Source organism: Granulicatella sp. zg-ZJ (assembly GCF_010892355.1).
Lineage (GTDB): Bacteria > Bacillota > Bacilli > Lactobacillales > Aerococcaceae > WM01.
Map to the genome: position 1 here is coordinate 1 of NZ_WNJY01000019.1, position 18,679 is coordinate 18,679.

General features: G+C 32.4%; 20 protein-coding genes. All 20 read right to left on the minus strand.

Translation table 11 applies throughout. The annotated features are described in order from the left end of the window. Positions 1 to 295, minus strand: a 295-nt coding sequence (locus tag GMA11_RS06125; RefSeq protein WP_163546347.1) for a single-stranded DNA-binding protein, incomplete at its 3' end; no start/stop codon positions are given. A gap of 114 nt (positions 296 to 409) precedes the next feature. Continuing rightward, entirely contained in the window at positions 410 to 694 is a 285-nt protein-coding gene (locus GMA11_RS06130) for a type II toxin-antitoxin system RelE/ParE family toxin (RefSeq protein ID WP_163546348.1), read from the minus strand. Next, complete coding sequence (relB, locus tag GMA11_RS06135) at positions 687 to 917, minus strand: type II toxin-antitoxin system RelB family antitoxin (protein ID WP_163546349.1); 231 nt, start codon at positions 915 to 917, stop codon at positions 687 to 689. The genes GMA11_RS06130 and relB overlap by 8 nt, the downstream gene beginning before the upstream one ends. Before the next feature lie 322 nt (positions 918 to 1,239). Further along, positions 1,240 to 1,551, minus strand: a complete 312-nt coding sequence (locus GMA11_RS06140) for a single-stranded DNA-binding protein (protein WP_163546350.1) — start codon at positions 1,549 to 1,551, stop codon at positions 1,240 to 1,242. Further along, a complete protein-coding gene (locus GMA11_RS06145; RefSeq protein ID WP_163545807.1) occupies positions 1,548 to 3,434 on the minus strand; it encodes a relaxase/mobilization nuclease domain-containing protein in 1,887 nt (628 codons plus the stop codon). The genes GMA11_RS06140 and GMA11_RS06145 overlap by 4 nt, the downstream gene beginning before the upstream one ends. Next, positions 3,434 to 3,784 carry a plasmid mobilization relaxosome protein MobC gene (gene mobC, locus GMA11_RS06150; RefSeq protein WP_163545808.1) on the minus strand — a complete coding sequence of 117 codons (351 nt, stop codon included), beginning with the start codon at positions 3,782 to 3,784 and terminating at the stop codon, positions 3,434 to 3,436. The genes GMA11_RS06145 and mobC overlap by 1 nt, the downstream gene beginning before the upstream one ends. 289 nt (positions 3,785 to 4,073) lie before the next feature. Beyond that, positions 4,074 to 4,313, minus strand: coding sequence for a hypothetical protein (locus GMA11_RS06155; RefSeq protein ID WP_163545809.1), 240 nt, complete (start codon positions 4,311 to 4,313; stop codon positions 4,074 to 4,076). An 89-nt stretch (positions 4,314 to 4,402) separates the two neighbouring features. Beyond that, positions 4,403 to 4,663, minus strand: coding sequence for a hypothetical protein (locus GMA11_RS06160; protein WP_163545810.1), 261 nt, complete (start codon positions 4,661 to 4,663; stop codon positions 4,403 to 4,405). A 136-nt stretch (positions 4,664 to 4,799) separates the two neighbouring features. Further along, entirely contained in the window at positions 4,800 to 7,199 is a 2,400-nt protein-coding gene (locus tag GMA11_RS06165; RefSeq protein WP_163545811.1) for a toprim domain-containing protein, read from the minus strand. Positions 7,200 to 7,275: 76 nt separating this feature from the next. Continuing rightward, positions 7,276 to 7,860, minus strand: coding sequence for an LPXTG cell wall anchor domain-containing protein (locus tag GMA11_RS06170; protein WP_163545812.1), 585 nt, complete (start codon positions 7,858 to 7,860; stop codon positions 7,276 to 7,278). A gap of 18 nt (positions 7,861 to 7,878) precedes the next feature. Further along, on the minus strand, positions 7,879 to 8,697 hold the full coding sequence (locus GMA11_RS06175) for a hypothetical protein (protein WP_163545813.1): 819 nt from the start codon (positions 8,695 to 8,697) through the stop codon (positions 7,879 to 7,881). 14 nt (positions 8,698 to 8,711) lie between these two features. Beyond that, positions 8,712 to 9,611 (minus strand): hypothetical protein, encoded by a 900-nt coding sequence (locus GMA11_RS06180; protein ID WP_163545814.1) that lies wholly within the window; start codon positions 9,609 to 9,611, stop codon positions 8,712 to 8,714. A gap of 12 nt (positions 9,612 to 9,623) precedes the next feature. Beyond that, the gene (locus tag GMA11_RS06185; protein WP_163545815.1) at positions 9,624 to 9,812 is read right to left on the minus strand and encodes a hypothetical protein; all 189 of its coding nucleotides are present in this window, start codon (positions 9,810 to 9,812) and stop codon (positions 9,624 to 9,626) included. An 8-nt stretch (positions 9,813 to 9,820) separates the two neighbouring features. Next, the gene (locus tag GMA11_RS06190; RefSeq protein ID WP_163545816.1) at positions 9,821 to 12,304 is read right to left on the minus strand and encodes a lysozyme family protein; all 2,484 of its coding nucleotides are present in this window, start codon (positions 12,302 to 12,304) and stop codon (positions 9,821 to 9,823) included. Then, positions 12,301 to 14,670, minus strand: a complete 2,370-nt coding sequence (locus GMA11_RS06195; protein ID WP_163545817.1) for a VirB4-like conjugal transfer ATPase, CD1110 family — start codon at positions 14,668 to 14,670, stop codon at positions 12,301 to 12,303. The genes GMA11_RS06190 and GMA11_RS06195 overlap by 4 nt, the downstream gene beginning before the upstream one ends. Positions 14,671 to 14,679: 9 nt before the next feature. Then, positions 14,680 to 15,033, minus strand: a complete 354-nt coding sequence (locus GMA11_RS06200) for a PrgI family protein (RefSeq protein ID WP_163545818.1) — start codon at positions 15,031 to 15,033, stop codon at positions 14,680 to 14,682. 14 nt (positions 15,034 to 15,047) lie between these two features. Next, positions 15,048 to 15,881 (minus strand): hypothetical protein, encoded by an 834-nt coding sequence (locus GMA11_RS06205; RefSeq protein WP_163545819.1) that lies wholly within the window; start codon positions 15,879 to 15,881, stop codon positions 15,048 to 15,050. A 72-nt stretch (positions 15,882 to 15,953) separates the two neighbouring features. Further along, positions 15,954 to 16,208, minus strand: coding sequence for a hypothetical protein (locus GMA11_RS06210; protein WP_163545820.1), 255 nt, complete (start codon positions 16,206 to 16,208; stop codon positions 15,954 to 15,956). A 46-nt stretch (positions 16,209 to 16,254) separates the two neighbouring features. Then, the gene (locus GMA11_RS06215) at positions 16,255 to 18,015 is read right to left on the minus strand and encodes a VirD4-like conjugal transfer protein, CD1115 family (protein ID WP_205422877.1); all 1,761 of its coding nucleotides are present in this window, start codon (positions 18,013 to 18,015) and stop codon (positions 16,255 to 16,257) included. Further along, positions 18,005 to 18,502 (minus strand): PcfB family protein, encoded by a 498-nt coding sequence (locus GMA11_RS06220; protein WP_163545821.1) that lies wholly within the window; start codon positions 18,500 to 18,502, stop codon positions 18,005 to 18,007. Before GMA11_RS06220 ends, GMA11_RS06215 begins: the two co-directional genes overlap by 11 nt. Positions 18,503 to 18,679 lie beyond the last annotated feature (177 nt).

Below are 18,679 nucleotides of genomic sequence, written 5' to 3' on the forward strand. Positions count from 1 at the left end.
ACTCTCGGTTTTCTTTATCTCTATATTGTTCACTAATCAATTTACCAGTGACACCAATTCTATCTCCTTTTTTTAAATGTTGACACATGTTTTCTGCAATCTGATTATACGCAACCATATTAAAAAAGCATGCCTCATATTCCCCTGAAGTATTCTTTTTTGACTGATTATTTGCTAATCGAATGTTTAAAACTTTAGTACCATTCTCTAAAATTTTTAGCGATAACTCTTTTGTTAAGTATCCTGTGATATTTACACAGTTCATGATAGTTCCACTCCTTTTCTTTTTTGCCATAAAATCCTCCTTTCTATTTATATCTAAAGGCTACTAACTCTCCACCAATATAATTGACGAAGATTTAAAAGAATATTGGCTCTCCGCCAATACAATTTGACGAAGAGCCATTCACTAAATATCTAATCTTTTATATATATCAGAACGATGTCCTACATTAACACAAATAATTTTAAAAATATTTTCTTCAACTAGAGCAATAACTCTATAATTTTTTAAAGGTCGAAAACGAACATAACTATCAAGATTTCCCGTTAAAACTTTTCCTGGTTTTGTTGGAAAATCAACATTATGTAAATGTTGATTAATCCATTTCATAATTTTTCTTTGTGTCTCTCTATCTAGTTTTTTTAAACTTTTTTCAAATGACTCTAAAAATTCAACGGTATATTTAGCCATATTTTTTCATCATTTCATCCATTGATAAAACCTTACTCCCATTTTTTCTCCATTCAGACACTTCTTTATCCGCTAATTCAATATCAAAATCATCTTCTAAACGCTCAATTACAATACGTTGAATATAGTTAGAAACAGTCATATTTGCTTCTTGTGATAAAATTTTTAAAAATTCTAAAACATCAGGAGAAAATTGAATAGACGTTTTCATTGAAGTTTCCATAGTATCACCTCGTTATTATTGATTATATTTTATCATGATTATAGCATAAAAGGGTTATTCGTTCTATTTTTAATTTATTTTCATAAATAATGTGATAAGTCACCTTAATAAATTTCTATTTTTTGAAGTTCTTTTTTGTCATCTTTTAACATCTACAATAGTTATATACCACGTCTAACATTTTGAAAAAATGTTGCGTTTCATTTAAAAGTACTCTCTTCATTAGAATACTTCCGTTACCATTTTCTCTTTCATGTATATAGTATATAACTATTGACTATTTGTGTAAATAGATGACACTTGACTTTTATATGAAAAATCATCACATCAAATAATCCACATGCTGAATAGTAATTTTAGTGATTTCACACTCTCGGTTTTCTTTATCTCTATATTGTTCACTAATCAATTTACCAGTGACACCAATTCTATCTCCTTTTTTTAAATGTTGACACATGTTTTCTGCAATCTGATTATACGCAACCATATTAAAAAAGCATACCTCATATTCCCCTGAAGTATTCTTTTTTGACTGATTATTTGCTAATCGAATGTTTAAAACTTTAGTACCATTCTCTAAAATTTTTAGCGATAATTCTTTTGTTAAGTATCCTGTGATATTTACACAATTCATGATAGTTCCACTCCTTTATCTTTCTCTTTTTCTCTTTTTACTTTTTTGTTTAAATCTTGCATAACTTGTTTTGCTTGTCTCACATCTTGTAATTGCTGTTCGACTGTGGCTAATTTTTCTTTTAATTTATTTCTATCTGATTCTTGTTTTTTGACAAGCTCAACGACTTTTTCTTTTGGAACGGTCACATCAATATGATGTTTGCTTAATTCTTTTTCTGCATAATTAAAAAGTTGTAGCTCTCTTGTATAGTGATGTCGAATGGTTGGATTTTTTTGTGTTTCTAATTTGATAGGTAAATAGTCATGATATGTAACGAGTAATGTTGCAACTGAATTGTAGGTTTGAATATGGCTGTCCAGTTTTTGTATATCTCGTTTTAGTCTATCTGCTTCTTTTAATATATCAGACAAAATCACATCAACATCAGAAAGAGAGCCTGCTTGTTTCTGTCTTAACATATTTAAGGTTTTGCTAAGTGTATGTAGCTCTTCTTTGTTGAGTTGTTTTTTGTATGACTGCAAGGCATAAGAAGAGACAATGTCCTGTTCTTTATTGTTCATGAAATGACCAATCAAATCTCTACCAGAGACAGATACATACTCTCCTTTTTTGTGAGACAAGGCATAATGCCAATCATTAAAAAAAGTCACAGACACATTACCAGTCAATGTATTTACATCTATAAATTTTTTCTCAACAAACAAAATATTATCATCTATTTTTATCTTGACCCCTCGTTTAGTAAGAGACAAAATATCTTGCTGACTAATAGACAGTGTCGTTCCCTTTTGCTGTTGTTGAAGTTGTATGTGCCGTAATAACTGTTCGCCTCGTATGACAATTTTTTTATCTGTATCAAGTGAAACTCCCTCATATTCGTACCCTCGATTGATTGCTAACAAAGGTGTCATCTTATCATCTACCACATGAGAAAAATCAACAAAAAAGGTATAGCCGTTGACGACAAAGTTTAAACCTGACGCTGTACTTTTTACGTCTTCAGATGTTTCCAGTGGACAATGAAATACAAAATGAGATTCTTTTTCTCTTTTGTATGCTTCAAACATTTTTTTAATATCTTGTAATTCATGTTGTGTCTGTTCATCTTTGTGTTGTTGATAATATTGTTCCAGCCATTGTTTAGAAAAACGGTCTTTATCATCTAACGTATCCGATCGGATAAATCGTTGTTGCACATCTTTTAATCTATACAATGTCTGCTTCCCTCGAAAACTTACCTCAACATCTAAAGCATGTGCATACACCATAAAGTCATTAAAACTTGTCGCATGTTTTTCAATAAAACGTAATCGTTCTTTTAGTTGCATGCGATAACTTTTATAATGACGTCTCACTTGATAGTCAGTATAGTGTCTGTTGAAATCATTCTCGTATTCCATCGTGGACAGCTGATGTTCTTGACACAACTTATTTGAAATATTTAATAATTCTCTCGATGTGACAAAGGGTCTCGTTCTTAATTTTTTATGTGTATAAAAACTCGTTGCATTCACAATAATATGATTATGAATATGTCCTTTATCAATGTGTGTGGAAATCACAAACTCATGTTTGTTGTCTGTAAACTGTGAAATAAGTTCTCGACCAATCTCGTGTGCTTGTTCAGGTGTGACGTTATCTGCTGGACTAAATGATTGAATGATATGATAAGATTGAATGTCTGCTCCACCTGTGCGTGTATAATTTCCAGACACATGTTTTGCTAACTGACGTGTCATCTCAAATTCAATTTCTGCAAAATCAACATCACAATTATAACTAGATACTAATAATTCTTCATCTGTTTTTTCCGGATTCTTAATGTAGTCAATGGCTGTTTTTGTAGATTGTGTAATCGAATGAATTTTAACAATAGCCATTAAATCTCATCTACCTTTCTCATGTTTTTAAGTAACATGTCGTGTATTTGTTTCTTTAAAAATTTAAATTCTGTTTTCAATTCTTCAACGTCACATTTTAATGTTTCACCATTTGTATTAACACGTTTTGCAATTTGATTAATATTGTTTCCAATGTAATTTAATTCTCGTATCAAGTTTTTTATTTCAGAAAAATCTTGATACACCACATACCCGTCAATCAACATTTTGCGTGCGTACTGTGAAAAATTTGTTGTCTTTACTTGCGTCATTTTTTCTAAAATCAATTCATTTTCTTCAACACTTATCCTCGTTTCTTTTTTTATATTGCGATGTAAATTATTTTCCATTTTATTATAGTTTGTGAAATTTTTTTGAACTTCTATTTTTTTATAAAGCAGAGTTTATTTTTCCTATTGTTGAAAAATAAGTCCTTTTCACTAATCCCTTGAAAATACCCCTTTTTTAGTCATTTCGTTAATCGCAAGTATTGCAAGATGCCGGCATTTTGCACAAAAAACCAAAAAATTTTTTCTAACGAAAATGATTTTTTTCAATTTGGGGGACACCCCCAATCCCCCATTTTTTTCAAAATATCTCTTATTTTCCTGTCAATTTCACAAACTTTTTTTCCTCCTTTTAGTAAATATTTGGCAGACACTGAATGTCTTCATCTGTTAAATGAGAACATTTTTTTAGGACACTTTGACAAAGATTGAAACAAAATTCTTTCTCTTCTTCCGTTGAATAGATACGTCCGTCATCAATAGAAATGAAGTGTAAAAGTTGTTCTAATTTTGATTTTAACACGTCAACATTTGTCACCTTTTGAAGTTTTATCAATTCAATTTCTTCTGTTGTGAATGTTTGTAAAGTCATCTTTTTTCTCCTTGTGTTTGTCTTTTTTCGTCATATATTTTTTCTGTTTTGCTTTCCTTTTGTCTATCTATTTTTTCTTTTGCATGTTGTCATTTTTCTTCTAGTAAATCATTCCTCCTCTCTTCTTTTTCGTTTTCTATCTCCATAAGAATATCATCAAAAGACTCATGTAATAAAGTCATTTGGTCGTTTGATATATACATTTGATACATCTTATCTATGATTTCCATATCGTCTATTTCTTTTTCAACCATAAGCAATGCTTTAATAAAATAGGTGTAGTTGTGTGCCATTAAATCATTTAAAAGACGTGTGATGTCTTCAATTTTTTCTCTCTCTTCTTGTCTCATGAATGTCATCATCTCCTTTTGCTGTGTAAAATTTTGTTATTAAAATATCATGTCTACTTTTTTTCTTTTGCCTATTTTTTATTGAGACCGTCTAAAAAAAGAAACCACTCGACACATTTTTTTCTATTAAAAAAATTTATTTTGACAATTCTATATTTTGTTTTTCATGACAATTTTGTGTTGTGTTACGGTCTGTTGCCACTGTTTTTGCATGTGTTATTTTTTCTGTTAAAGACTTTTTTTCACTCAATAAATCATGCGTTAATGATTTATCTTTTGTTAACTCTTGCATATGTTTATCCACACGTTCAATCAATTCGTTCGCTTGTTTTTGAATCGTTTCTAAACTTTCTTTTAGTTGTGTGAGTTCTCTATCTTTGGACCAACTCAACAAATAAGGGAATGAATAATCACTTGTATCTATGCCATAATAGTCACACACAACGAACGCTACACTCTCTGCTTCGATTTCTCTTTGTTCTTGTTTGAATGGTTCCATTCGTGGTTGACTGTGTAAATCTGCATGTGTCATTTCATGAATGAGTGTTTTAATGGTGTGTACTTGTGACAAATTTTCATGAAGAATAATCTCTTTTGTTTTGATACGACAAACGCCTTTGACATCATTTCCTAAGTTACCAAACGAGACACGAAAAGGTGTACTTAATACCAATGATTGAAAAAGTGTGTCGTAATTTTTAACGTCACCTACTAGATTTTTTGTTAAACCAATCTCTTTGCCGTCCGTTTGCGAAATATCAAAAACATAAGCAGTTTTATATCGAGGATAAGAAATTTTTTCAACAACAGGCTTACCATAGTCATCTAATTTATCTGTTTCCATTTCTCTAACAGACATTCCTGCTAACGCAATAATTTGGATAGCTTTTTCATTTTTCTTAACATAACGTCCTACTTCTTTCCATTTATTGTACCCGGCAACAAGCGACGCATTTGGATTTTGTTGCATGATTAACAGGATATTATTAGCACTATATTGATGAAATTTAGAGAGTGTTTTTAAATATTCTTTGTATCGTTCAGATTCAAAAACACCTTGTATCCCTGCTTTTAATTGTTCAAAAAGGAGTTTTATTTTATCTTGTTTTTTCTCTGGTTGTATGATGTGTTTTTCTGTTTGTTGTTGCTTTTTATCAATGCTTTTTTCTATGTACATAGCCTCTTTAGCCACTTTATCTGCACGTTGTGCAAGTGTTAAATACGTCTTAGGTAAATCATTTTTTAAATCGTCTGATAATGATTTTGTTTCACTTCCTAAAGCGTAACGAATATCTTTAACCAATACTTGACCATGTTCATCTTGTAAATCAAAGGCTGTTTTATAATAGCCTAAATTCAACAGTCGATTATTTTCTTGATAGAGTACTGTGACAAATTGTTCATAAGGAATCACTTGTCTTTCTAAATAGGTAGCTGTTAATTTTTTATTTTCAGAATACAAAAACGATACATACAGTTGTGGACTTGATGTTGTTTGCTCATCAAGTGGAACGATACTTTTTTGTTCAACCTGTCTTCCAAGAAATACTTGTCCTTGTTTTAATGAGACTAATTGTTCATTATAATCTTTAAAGTTTTTTGGAATATCAAGCTCATGTGTAAACCTATATTGTTGATTTCCTTTCATGTAAACATCTTTTGATTGATTGAGTTTCTCTTCAATTTTTTGTGCAAAATCAATCCCTGGTTTATCATTATCAACACATAATGTTAACGTCACATCTTTTGTATCTGGGTGTGTCAATGTTTCTCTCAAGTGATGAAAAACAACACTATCTTTTAAGCCGTCCATTGATACCAATTTAAAATGATTGGTTAATGTTTCTTTATGTAGTGACCAGTAACTCAATGCGTCAATCGTTGATTCAAAGACATAGATATGGTTTGGAATACCTTTTGTTATATGAAAGCCAACCTCTTGTTTACTATATTCTAAAACACCTTTAAACGTACCTCTTTTCCCATATTTTTCTTCGTTATATACAGTCCCCTGAAGACTTCCTCCAACAATTTTGTTAGTTGGTTGTCCATGTTCAAACCACCTAAACACAACAGCATTATATTTATTTTGAACGGCATAACCATTCTCAAAACAATAATCGACAATCTCTTCATCTAGTTGTCTCACATGGATTAAATAATCTTTTGCTTGAGTGATTCGTGTCACATCATTTTGTTTTGGATAAACAAAAGTGTCTTCCTTATCGTATGTGCGTGAGTCATGAACTGTGTAGGTATCGTTTAACAATGTATCGACAGCTTCATAAAAAGATTTGTTTTCAAAATATTGAATAAAATCAATGATACTTCCTCTGGCATTTTTATCCTGACTATTGCCATTATGAACAAAATAATTTTTTACTTTATTGATGACAATAGAATCATGACCTGCAATAGATATTTTCATGTATTTATTTGAATTTTGTAAAATATCTGCAATATTATTTTTTAAAATATAATCCTCAATAGAAATAGATTTTGCTTGTGCGATTTGTTCGTCTGTAAAATATGCCATTTTCATTCCTCCTATAAAAAAAGAGAAGTACACTTCTGTACTCCTCCTTGTGCTGTATTTGTAAATCTAAATGTTATTAAGAACGTTTTTTCTGTACGAAAAATCCTAATAAAAGTGCGACACTTCCAAGAACAACAGATACAAAAGAATGCTTTTCTCCTGCATGTGGTAATTTAGCTTGTTCTTTTTTGCCATTTTTTTCTTGTTGGCTAGGGTCTTGTTTCTCTGCTGGCACTTCTTTTTCAGATTGGACGTTTTCAGTGACTTTTGGAGCAACTGGTGCTCCAATCGGTGCTATATCTATCTCTGGTTGTATCGTATCCGTTTCTGGTGTATCCGGCTCTTTTTCTGTGACAGTAGGCTCTGTCTCTTCTTTTGGAACGGTAGGTTGTTCTTCACTCGGAGCGTCTACTTTTGGTGTTTCCTCTGCTATTGGAATGGTTGAATCTGGTGCTGGGGCAACTTCTTCCGTTGTATCATCGGAAGAAGCGTTTGGTGTCTCTTCGTTTGTTGTATGTGCTGTGTCATTAGACGCTCCAGGAACAACAAGTGCTGTATCTTCAGAACCTCCCGCTTCTTCAGCGTAACTATTACCTGTTGTTGATGTAATAGCTGTTAAAAGACATACTGAACTTAATAATATCATCATTTTTTTTGGCATAATCATAACCTCTTTCTTTTATTTATTGATTGAAAATAATGTTTGTTTCACATCAGATGTTACTTTGTACATTTCGTTTTCTTGTGTATTTATATCAAACGTCACAAGATAAGAACGGATTGTATTGTCTTTTTGTAATGTAATCACGTATGTTACCGTTACAACATGTTCATGGAACGATATATCATAAAGTAACATATTGCGTAAAGTATCTGTTTGTTTGATAAAGGATAATCGTGTATTCGTATCTAAATAGGGTCTTAAACGCTCTTGGAACGTATTTTCATCATTAGACGACTGATAATACGCCGATAGAAAAAAACGGCTAAAAACGTCCGCTTTTTGCGTTTTAGAATGATTTGAAGATAGATTATCTACCGTTTTACGAAGAGATATAACCTCATCTGCTAATTTTTGATGTGTTTGTTGTGATAAATAAACAGTACAGCTCCCTAACAAACTAACCGTAGATAAAACAATCGCAACCACGCTCACAAAAGGAAAGGCTCTTTTTTCACGATAAATAGGCGTTTTAAAAGATGTTTTATCAGATTTTTTCACTTTAGGTGCAGCCTCTTTCTGTAATAGGTCTTCTAGTATCGACTCAATCGATTGGTCAAGAGGTAGTGAAAATTCATCTTCATAAAGGATATGCCCTTGTTTCAGCAAACGATATTGGCAATACCCAACGTCTTTACTATATACAAGACGCTGATGTTCTACTTCTAAATTATCTAATCCCTCATGAATTTCAAGAGGTTCTACTGGAAATATCGTATTTCGTGTATTAAAAAATTGAATAAGCAATCCTTTAGGTTTTTTCTTCATAAATGACATCGTTTTTTATCCTCCTATTCATTTGAAATAATAGATGTACTGATAATCTCTTCTCTTGTTTTTGTGAGTTGCCCTTTCTCATCAGTAGAATATGTTTCTTTTGCTTTTACTGATAAAACAGGACTATAAAAAGTAGTCATACCAAAATTAAACTCTTTAGATGTTAAGATATATTGACCATCTTTTTCACGAATGAAGAAAGTACCGTTAAATTTTTGTCCTTTGAAGCCTTTATGATAATAACCTAAAAAATCCAAACGATAGGTGTTTTCTTCTTTGACGTCTGGTTCTTTATAGTTTAATGCTTTAAAATAATTAACTTCTGCTTTATCTAAACCAAACCCTTTATATTGCACAGTGTAGCTATCTTCTGTAAACGTAAGCGTGGCTTCTTGTTTATCATCTTTGTATGTCCACGTACTATTAAATAAAATGTCTTTCGCAATCGAATCGTACAATACTGTTTTTTTAGCGTTTGTTTTTTCTTTTTCTTCAATCGCAATATCTCTAAATTTTTCATTAACATAATACGTTTCGCCATTACTCATATTGATAAAAATCGTTTCGTGATACTTTGTGTCTAAAGCAAACACAATATGTCCTTTTTCTTTTGACAGCAATTCAAGTGTTTTATTGTCTTTACTAAATTGGAATGTGCCACTACCAAACGCTGAACTAACAAATGTACTGTCATTAGATAAAGTGAATGTATCTTGATTGTCATTATCAGCATAGTAAGTGCCAGCATACAACACCTGTTTTTTCACATACTCTTGCTTACTTTCTTCTTTAGACACACCTGGTTTTTTTACCTGGTAAAATGTCATAAATATCATGATGATAGTAATGAATAAGACACTTGAAATAAGCAAGATAATTTTTCCTTTCGTGGATTTTATCCATTCTAAAAACATGTCAAACCTCCTTTATTTATTGCCTAATAATGCTTTTAAGTCATCTATTGATAGATGATGTATTTCAAGTAATTGTAAAACTTCTGTTGATTCTAAATCTCTAATCTCTTGTTCTAATTTTTCCTTTTCTTGTAACAGTTGACTTATTTTTTCTTCAACCGTCATGAACGCTTTCCGTTTTTGTTCTAGTTTTTTACTCATATTTTCTCCTATTCAAATTTTAAAGCAGGGACTGGGTCAAAATAATCAGACCAATACCCTTTTGAAAATCCTAAATGTAAATGAATACCCGTTGCTAATCCAGTAGCACCCATATTTCCAACTTGCGTACCAGCTGTAATGTGTTCACCTCGTGATACAGTTATAGTGGATAAATGCCAGTAATAACTATAAAAATCTTCAGAGTGTTTTACAATCACACCTAAACCACCCGCAGAATCAGGCTGTGCAAAAACAACTTCTCCGTCAGCCATTGTATAAATCGGAGCATTAGCCCGTCCGTCTTTATAAACTAAATCAACGCCATTATGCACATCGACATGCGTTTGTCCATTTCCTAAATCAATCTGTCTAGCTAAACCAAAAGGACTTGTAATAATAACTTCAGACATGTTATCTAATGGTTGACCTGATGTATTTACATTACCTGAAGATAACGTTAAATGTTGTGTGACTAGTAAAGCATAAAACATATTCCCGTAGTTATATCTCCAGTTATAACCTTTTTCAATAGCCAATGGATTAGGATAAGAGACTCTTGCACCTTTACTGTATTCATGAGCAAATGACACAGCTTCATCAAAACTATACGTTTTACTTCTATTGGCTAACCAGGTAATAAATCCTCCACCATAGTTATACGCTTGAATAGCAGATAATTCCCCCGTCCCATATTGTCTTGAAGCACTCAACATAGAGGCAAAATGTTTGACACCTTGTCTGATACTATCTTCAGGATTTGTAATATTTCCAATCCGTCCGTCAATGCTTTCACTTGATTGCATAATATCAGGAGAATAATCAGGATTTCCTCCAGTTTCTTCCCAAATAATCGCCAACAATGTATCTACATAATCTTCTATCCCTTGTTCTTTCGCATATTTTGTAACAAGCTCTCTCCATTGTGTGACCATTGGAGGAGGACTAATCAATTCACCTTTAATACTTCCTGAAGACTGTCCACCTATGGTATAACTCGTTTTTTGGAGATATTCAATATTAGGGAAATAAAAAGCAGGATTATAGACTTTCTGATGAAATGTATAATGAATAGTAAAGTCTTTTGAAGCAATTCCAAGAACATCAGATTGTGTCACCGTTTGATGTTGCTTTACATACACCTGTGATAACCCACTATATGTCAATACTCTATCTGCTTCTGTAACAGACACACTGTTTTCTGTAACAGAGGAAACAGTACCTGATTGACCAGAAAAAATAGATTTTTCTGATGATACAGCGATTGTCATCGTATCTAAAAATTTTTTTTGATTATTCTTTGGTGTATAACCAAAACGTTCAGACACACGTATTTTTTCTTGAGGGTCATCAAATGGACTTCTAAAACGCACATAAGCTACATATTGCCCTATATGTTTTTGCGCCGTTAATCGATCTTTATCTGTTTTGGTTAATAATGTGGTATCTTCTTCTAATAAAGCAGATAATGTTTTAATCGTGATATTGATTTCTGTTATCGTACGATTAACCGTCACCGTTTCTTTATGAGTGTTTCCGTCTTTATCAATGGTTGTTTTCGTTTGTTTAACGGTCTCAACACGTTTTTGTGTATCTGTATGCACTAATTTATCGTGAATACGATTGACTTCATCTTTAACATTTTTTCCGCCTAACAACCCATTGATAATATCATCAAACTTGTATTTATCGTATTTCACATCAAAGAATGATAAGAAAGTATCTGTATCTGTAATAATGTTTAAGTGATTGACATTGGCAAGCTGTCCATTGATTTTTACTTGTACAAGGTCTTCCGTGTTCCTTTTTGCTTCTTCTACTTTTCTTTTAATCAATAAAGTTTTATCCGTATCCAATTCAGTAATATATGTATACATCGCTGTTAAATCATCTTCATTTTGTTTAATCGTAAAAGACGGAATAATCGAGGAAATAGATAAGACAACGCTGACAACAACAATCGCTGGAATCATCAGTGGAATATTTGTCACCATTGTTTTCACAAGAGCTGTAATGATTCGTACAAGACCTTTTATACTTTCTGTGGCGACTTTCATCGATAATTGACGTAATTTTTGTTTTGACTTTTTCTTAAACAGCTTTTGAATACCGCTTGTGTTTTTTCTCTTTTTTATCCCAAGTTGGCGTTTTGAGCTTTTAGCGACATTGTGTCGCTTTTGACGAATGGTGACTACTGACCCATTCTTTTGATAAGCTATTGGTTTTTGTGCAACAAACGGTTTCTTAAAGAGTCTATTTTTTATCTGATGTGTCACATTGGCTGTTCGCCTTTTAATCGTGAAAACTCTTTGTCTATTTGTTTTTGTTTCTTCCTCTTCAGAGGACAACAAAATATCTTCTGTTGCTTTTTTGATGTACCGTTTCTTGAATTGGACACGTCGACTAGAAGCGAGTTGTTTTTTACGGTCACTTTTAATCAGTTGTTTACCCTCAACGGTTTTCTTACGAGCATATCGTTTCCAATCTGTTGTCATAACGACTCCTGAATTTTCGTTGACATGATTTTATAGAGTTGCGTGTTTTTCGGAAACCTGTCATAGAAAGGAATAATGCCTTTACCGGCAAACAATAACCCTGACCCCTCTTCAGAACCAGTAATATATTCTTCCTGTTCTGGAGAAATATGTAACAATCGTACTAGTTCATCTCTATCACTTGTTGCTTGGTTTAACATAATAATAAAATCACTGTTTGATAACATACGTCTTGCCAAGTCAGATAATAAAAGCGTCTCTACATTTTGAGTCATACCCGTTGGGATAGCTCCCCATTTACGTGCTCTTGACCATAATTCAAAAAAATATACCGCAACATGTTCATTGGAAAACAATAGTTGCATTTCATCAATATAGACATAAGTACGAATACCTTTTGCACGGTTAATGGTAATTCTATTCCATATCTGATCCAGCACAATCACCATACCTAAAGAGCGTAATTGTTTTCCTAAATCTTTAATATCGTACACAATAAACGGAGATTTTGTATTCACATTGGTTTCATGTGCAAAAAGACTTAAACTTCCTTTTGTATATGGTTCCAATGAAATAGATAAATCTTTAGACACTTGTTCAGACTGTGTGTGTAGCACATTAAAAAAGTCTACTAAGGTTGGTGTTCTATCTGTCACACTTTGATACACTTGTCGACATGTTCTATCTAAAATACCTCGCTGAACAGCTTCCAACCCATTTTTCCCACCTAAAAGCAACTCAAAAAGCGATAGTAAAAAGTCTGTCTTATGTAAAATAGGGTCTTCTCCATTTCCGTAATCGTCTGATAAAATATCAAAGGGATTAATATAATTGGTTGACCCAGCAGAAATTTTGACAATTTCACCATTAAAATGTTCTGCTAATATAGAATATTCACGCTCTGGGTCAATCACAATAATTTCAGCTTCAGGATTTTTCAAAACAGCGTTGATAATCTCTCTTTTTGACGTAAAGGATTTCCCACTACCTGGTGTCCCTAAAATAAACCCATTCGGAGCTTTCAATTTCGTTCTGTCAAAGGTAATAATGTTTTCAGTTGTTGCATTCACACCATAGTAAGTACCATTTGCGTCCATGATTTCTTGTGCTGTAAATGGTACAAAAACAGCAGTACTAGCAGTTGTCAGTGTTCGCTGTATTGGTACATTATTTTTCCCAATCAATAAACTAGAAGACAACCCTTGTTCTTGTAAATAATGTAAACGCTCAAAGACACAACTGTTAGAACGCCCAACAGAGAAAACACGCTCAACATAATCATCTAATGTTTCCTGATTTTCAGCATAAACAAATACAGAAAAGGTAACATTCGTTAATTTTTGATTTTTTTCTTTTAAATCTGTCTTTAGTATTTCTGCTTCTTCTAAACTTTCTTTTAAATTTTGTGAGACGATTTCCGGGTCATAACCACTTCTTAATGCTCTTTGTTGTTCATTAATTTTTTGTTGTTCCATGAAACCAATTCTCGATTTCACAAAGTCTAATGACTCCTCTTTTGTACGATTATCAATATGTATTGTAATCGTCATATTGATTGGAATAGCTGTTAAATCGGCTATCATACCGTCTGTTAAGTCCGTTGGATAATCCCTTAACAACAATACCGATCCTATAAAATCACCAAACTCAAATTGACTTTTTGATTTCTTAAAATTTAACGACATTGGGGCAATCGCTGAATGCGTTGTTAATCCACTGTAACGTAAATCATCATAGGTAAATAAAAATTGTTTTTCAGGTCGTAATTGTTCATGCATGACACTTAGTCGTTCAAGACCATTGAGAGCCTTAGGTTCAGTGCCTAGTTTTTTTAATTGTTGCATAAGATTATACTCAATCCGTTTTAAAACAGTTTGAGCATGTTGTAAATCACTCGCCTTGTGAGAAAAGGTTAAATATTTTGCTTTAAAAAAACTATGCTGTCCACTTTTGACTTTTTCTAAAAGCATGTCATTCATTTCATCTCGATATACTTGTAACATATCGTCTTTTGCAGGAATCAGTACACTTTTTTGAAAGGCTTCTAAATCTATTTTTCGATTAAGAACAGTTAATTGAAGATGTGTATTATTATCTGCTACGTTGAGTAAATCACAATATTTTGAAAAAACATTAATTTGTTCATCGTCATCAGCCATGGAGTAATTCACGTCAGAAAAGAAAAGTGTTTTTGAAAATAAACCTGGTTCAATCTCACAAATACCGTCTTCATACATCGCTAGATACCCTATGCTATCTTGTGAGGTTTTTGGCGGAGCATTCTTTCTTTGACGCTTTGCACGTACCTTTTTTTGTTTATTTAGTTTTTGCGACACGGTGTCGCTTTTCTTATGTTTGCCTAACATATATCCTCCTTATTCAACATATTCAATCCGTTTTTCTTTTTTCTTATTTATTTCTAAAGATGTTGTTTGATACAGACGAATTGACTTTTGTAAATACCAGTTACGCACAATTTTAAAATATGTTTCCGCATTTAAATTGCCTTTTGTAAACCACCCAATATAAAAAACAGGAATGTTTAACAAAATAATGATGTAACTTGTATGACTAATATGCCAATGAAACACAAATGTAAACAACAAACCAGTACCTATGCTTAACACAACAGAAATAAAACTACACAGCAACTGTCTTAAACTCATGTTAAAAATAATTTTCTCTTTATATTCTTGAATATCTTTTAATACAGTGACTTCTATTGCCATAAAACCCTCCTTACTTACATTGCTCCAACGATAGCTTTTGATAATTGTTGTGTTTTCATCAATGCAAAAATCAACAGAAAACTAAATCCTGCTACCGTTCCTATCGTATTCCAAACGTCTAACTGACTAGCATTTAATAAACCTTGTGCAATAAATAACGGATACATCAACATCACCAAATAAATCACGGTGCCATGAATACAACCTGAGGCAAATAATTTTAAGAAATTTTTTGCGATACTACTATGTTCCTGGTTTGGCATGGTAGCAATCGGAATTGGTGAAAAAGCAAATAAAACATATAGTTCAATCATACGTGCAAGCAATAAGACATGTGCGATGACTGTGCTAATAATCGTTAAAATCAGTACTAATAACATAATGATAAACAAAACAAGTTGTTCAAAAAAACCAGATTTTGAAATTGGTTCCATTAACTTATCAATACTTACTGTATTTTGTCCAACCGCAGACGCAAATTCTACTTTTGCTATTTCACCAACTAAAAAAATAGATACTTCCGAAATAGCTTTTAAAATAAGACTAATACTATCCATAGCAATTTTACATAACACTAACTTGACTAGTGTCATACCGGTTGTTTGAAAGCCAAATTGCGAGCCTCCCATTTGCTCTACCTTATAAGCAATACGTTGCATTTCAAGCAAGAAAAACAAACCTAAAATTGAATAGCCAACTGGTAATGTAACAGTCGTCATAATCGATTCAACAAACTTATAAACATTTGGTGCATAGTCTGTAAAACTTAACGTTAATTTTGAATCTGAAGAAAAAGAGGTAATCATCTTAAAAATCAATTCAATAATACCTCTTATTGCTTTATCCAATAAAAAACACCTCCTAAAGAAAAAGCGACATCGTGTCGCTTTTTCATCATTTAGCAATCCACAACATAAGCATTAAAAAAAGTGTTTGATGATGTGAAGTCCTGTCTCTGTTGTTGCACTTGAGTTTGTTTGTAAACTATTAAATAACAAGGCTGCTCCTAAAATAACCAAAGCTCCAGCGATTTGCCAAATCCCCGTTTGTATTTGAGGTCCATTTTTATCTCTTAGTCCACCAGCTAAAATAATCGCTCCAAAAAGTAACCAAAGACCACCTCCAAGCGTAACAGCGTCAATAATAAGTTTTATAACTTGTCCTAATAAATCCATACTTACCTCCTTACAAAAAAACGACACAGTGTCGCTTTTTATCTTTTTAATGCTCAAACTGTATCATGGATAAATCGACAGATTCATCAATGACTAATCGTCCTAATTCATTCTCAATAGGATTATATGTAAACCACTTCGTATCATCTACACTTCCTAATTCCTGATAAAACGGGTGTTTTGTCGCATTGTATTTATCTGATAGAAACGGTCTAACACCTCTTAAAACATAAATGGCTTTATCTCCAGAAAGACGTGCCACTTCGTCAGGCTCTAATAAAGAACGTCCCATTTTTTTATTTTGTTTTGACCACGACCCATTTGTTCCTTTCGTTTCACTTGTATCTGTCGTATAAATCGTTTGCTTTCCTAGTATTTCTTTTGATACATATTTGTGTGTACTTGATTCCATACCTCCCAAATATAAAAAGCTATCGCAATTCCCTACAATGGTTTCCCAACTATCTTTATATAACGTTTTTAGCTGTGTTAAATTTTGTAAAATAATATTTGTAGAAATCCCACGACTTCGCAAAGTTGCAATTTTTTTATCATAATCAGGGATTCTTCCGCCGTTTGCAAACTCGTCTTGTAAACAAATAACGTTGTATGGCAACGTCCCTCGATACACTGTATCGGCTTTATGAACCAATGTGTCAAATAGCTGCTGATACAACATACTAGAAATGAAACTATAACTGGTGTCTGTGTCTGGTAAAATAATATATAAAACCGTAGGTTCATCACCTATTTTATCTAATTCAAGTGTATCATGTGACATTAGTGACGCAATACTCGGTATATCAAACGGTGCTAAACGTACACCAGCCGAAATCAAAATACTCTTTTGTGTTTTTCCAGTGGCTTGCTTAAACAGCTTATATTGCTTCACAGCAAAACTACTCTCATTTTTTAAAGCCAATTCCTCAAACAAAATATCAACCGCACTCACATAATCCTCAACATCTTCTCGAACCTCGATTGAACGAATTAAATTGATGACTTGAGGGAAATGACGTTCTTCAGGTAATGCTTCTTCTAATAAATAGCCAATCAATGCCATATAAAGCGATGTTTCAGCTTTATCAAAAAACTCATCTCCACCTTTTTTATCTGGATTGGCTGTGTTTTGCATAAAGTTTGTCACTACTTTTAAAATATCGTCTTCTGTTTTGATATAGTATAAAGGATTATAATAATCACTGTTTTCTCTATCTACTAAATTCAAAACACGTATTTTATGTGTTTGACTCATAATGTATCCTGTATCTTTTAAAATCAATCCTTTTGTGTCAGAAACAACATAAGAACCGTATTTTTGAAGTAGGTTAGGTGTCACAAAGGAAAAGGTTTTCCCACTACCTGCTCCACCAATCACGCAAACATTTTTATTTCGAGTGTATTTAAATATTTTGTGTCTAGGTGCCATACTAAGCTGTTCTGTTTCTGTGAAAATAATATTATTATCAAACTGTTTATCAATAAAAGGTTTAATATCTTTACGTGTACCCCACTTAGCAGAACCAAATTCTTCTCCATGACGGTACACTCTGTCATCAAACGCAATATACAAGGCAAATAAGCCTGTAAAAAGAAGCACACAACAAAAGCCAATCAGTGACGCAAAAGAAAAAGAAAAATGAAAAAGTGGATTAAGAGCACGGTGTGTATGCTTTAATAGATATTGTAGTTTTTCTAAAAACGTACCTGTTCCTTGTTCATACAATAGCACACATCTATGAACAATATACGCACATAACAGACCAAAAAGACCTACAAATAATATACGTTCTTGTTTATTTTTCATGGGATACTGTTTTCTCCTTTAGATGTTTTTGTCCTTTTTCGTTATTTCTTTCTTTTGCTTTTTCACTTGCTTCTTTCACTTTTTCAGATAAAGGCTTTTCTTTATCTATTGGTCTATCAGATTGACTAAAGGCAATAGCTGTTTTTTCCATAGCATGTTTGACACGTTCCACATCTTGTCCTTTAAACCAAACATGATAATTTCCTGTTGTTTTATCTTTTGCGATACTAAAATCAACACCTAATTTATTTAAATGACGTTTAAAAGAGACTAAATCTGTTTTGTTAATATCCACATGTTCTAACTGTCGTCCATGTAAATTTAATTTTTTCATTGTCTGTTTTCCATAAACAATCTGTTGCCGTTTTTCTCTTTTATATTTCGGACTAGTCAAAGGGCGAATAGAGTATAAAATGGCTTTTGAGAGTAGTTTTGCAGAAAGTTTACCGCTTCGTAATACAAATTCAACAGCTCTTTCATCTGACAAAAACATCACCTCCTAAAAAATAAAGGTTAAAAATCATACAACCAAAATAAAAAAGCGACACCGTGTCGCTTTATCTTTCAATATCAATTTTATTTTTTGTTTAGCACCGTTTGTGATGACTAATCAACTCTTCTTTCTAACGGCACTAACATGTTTTTTAATCGCAAGAACCTTAAA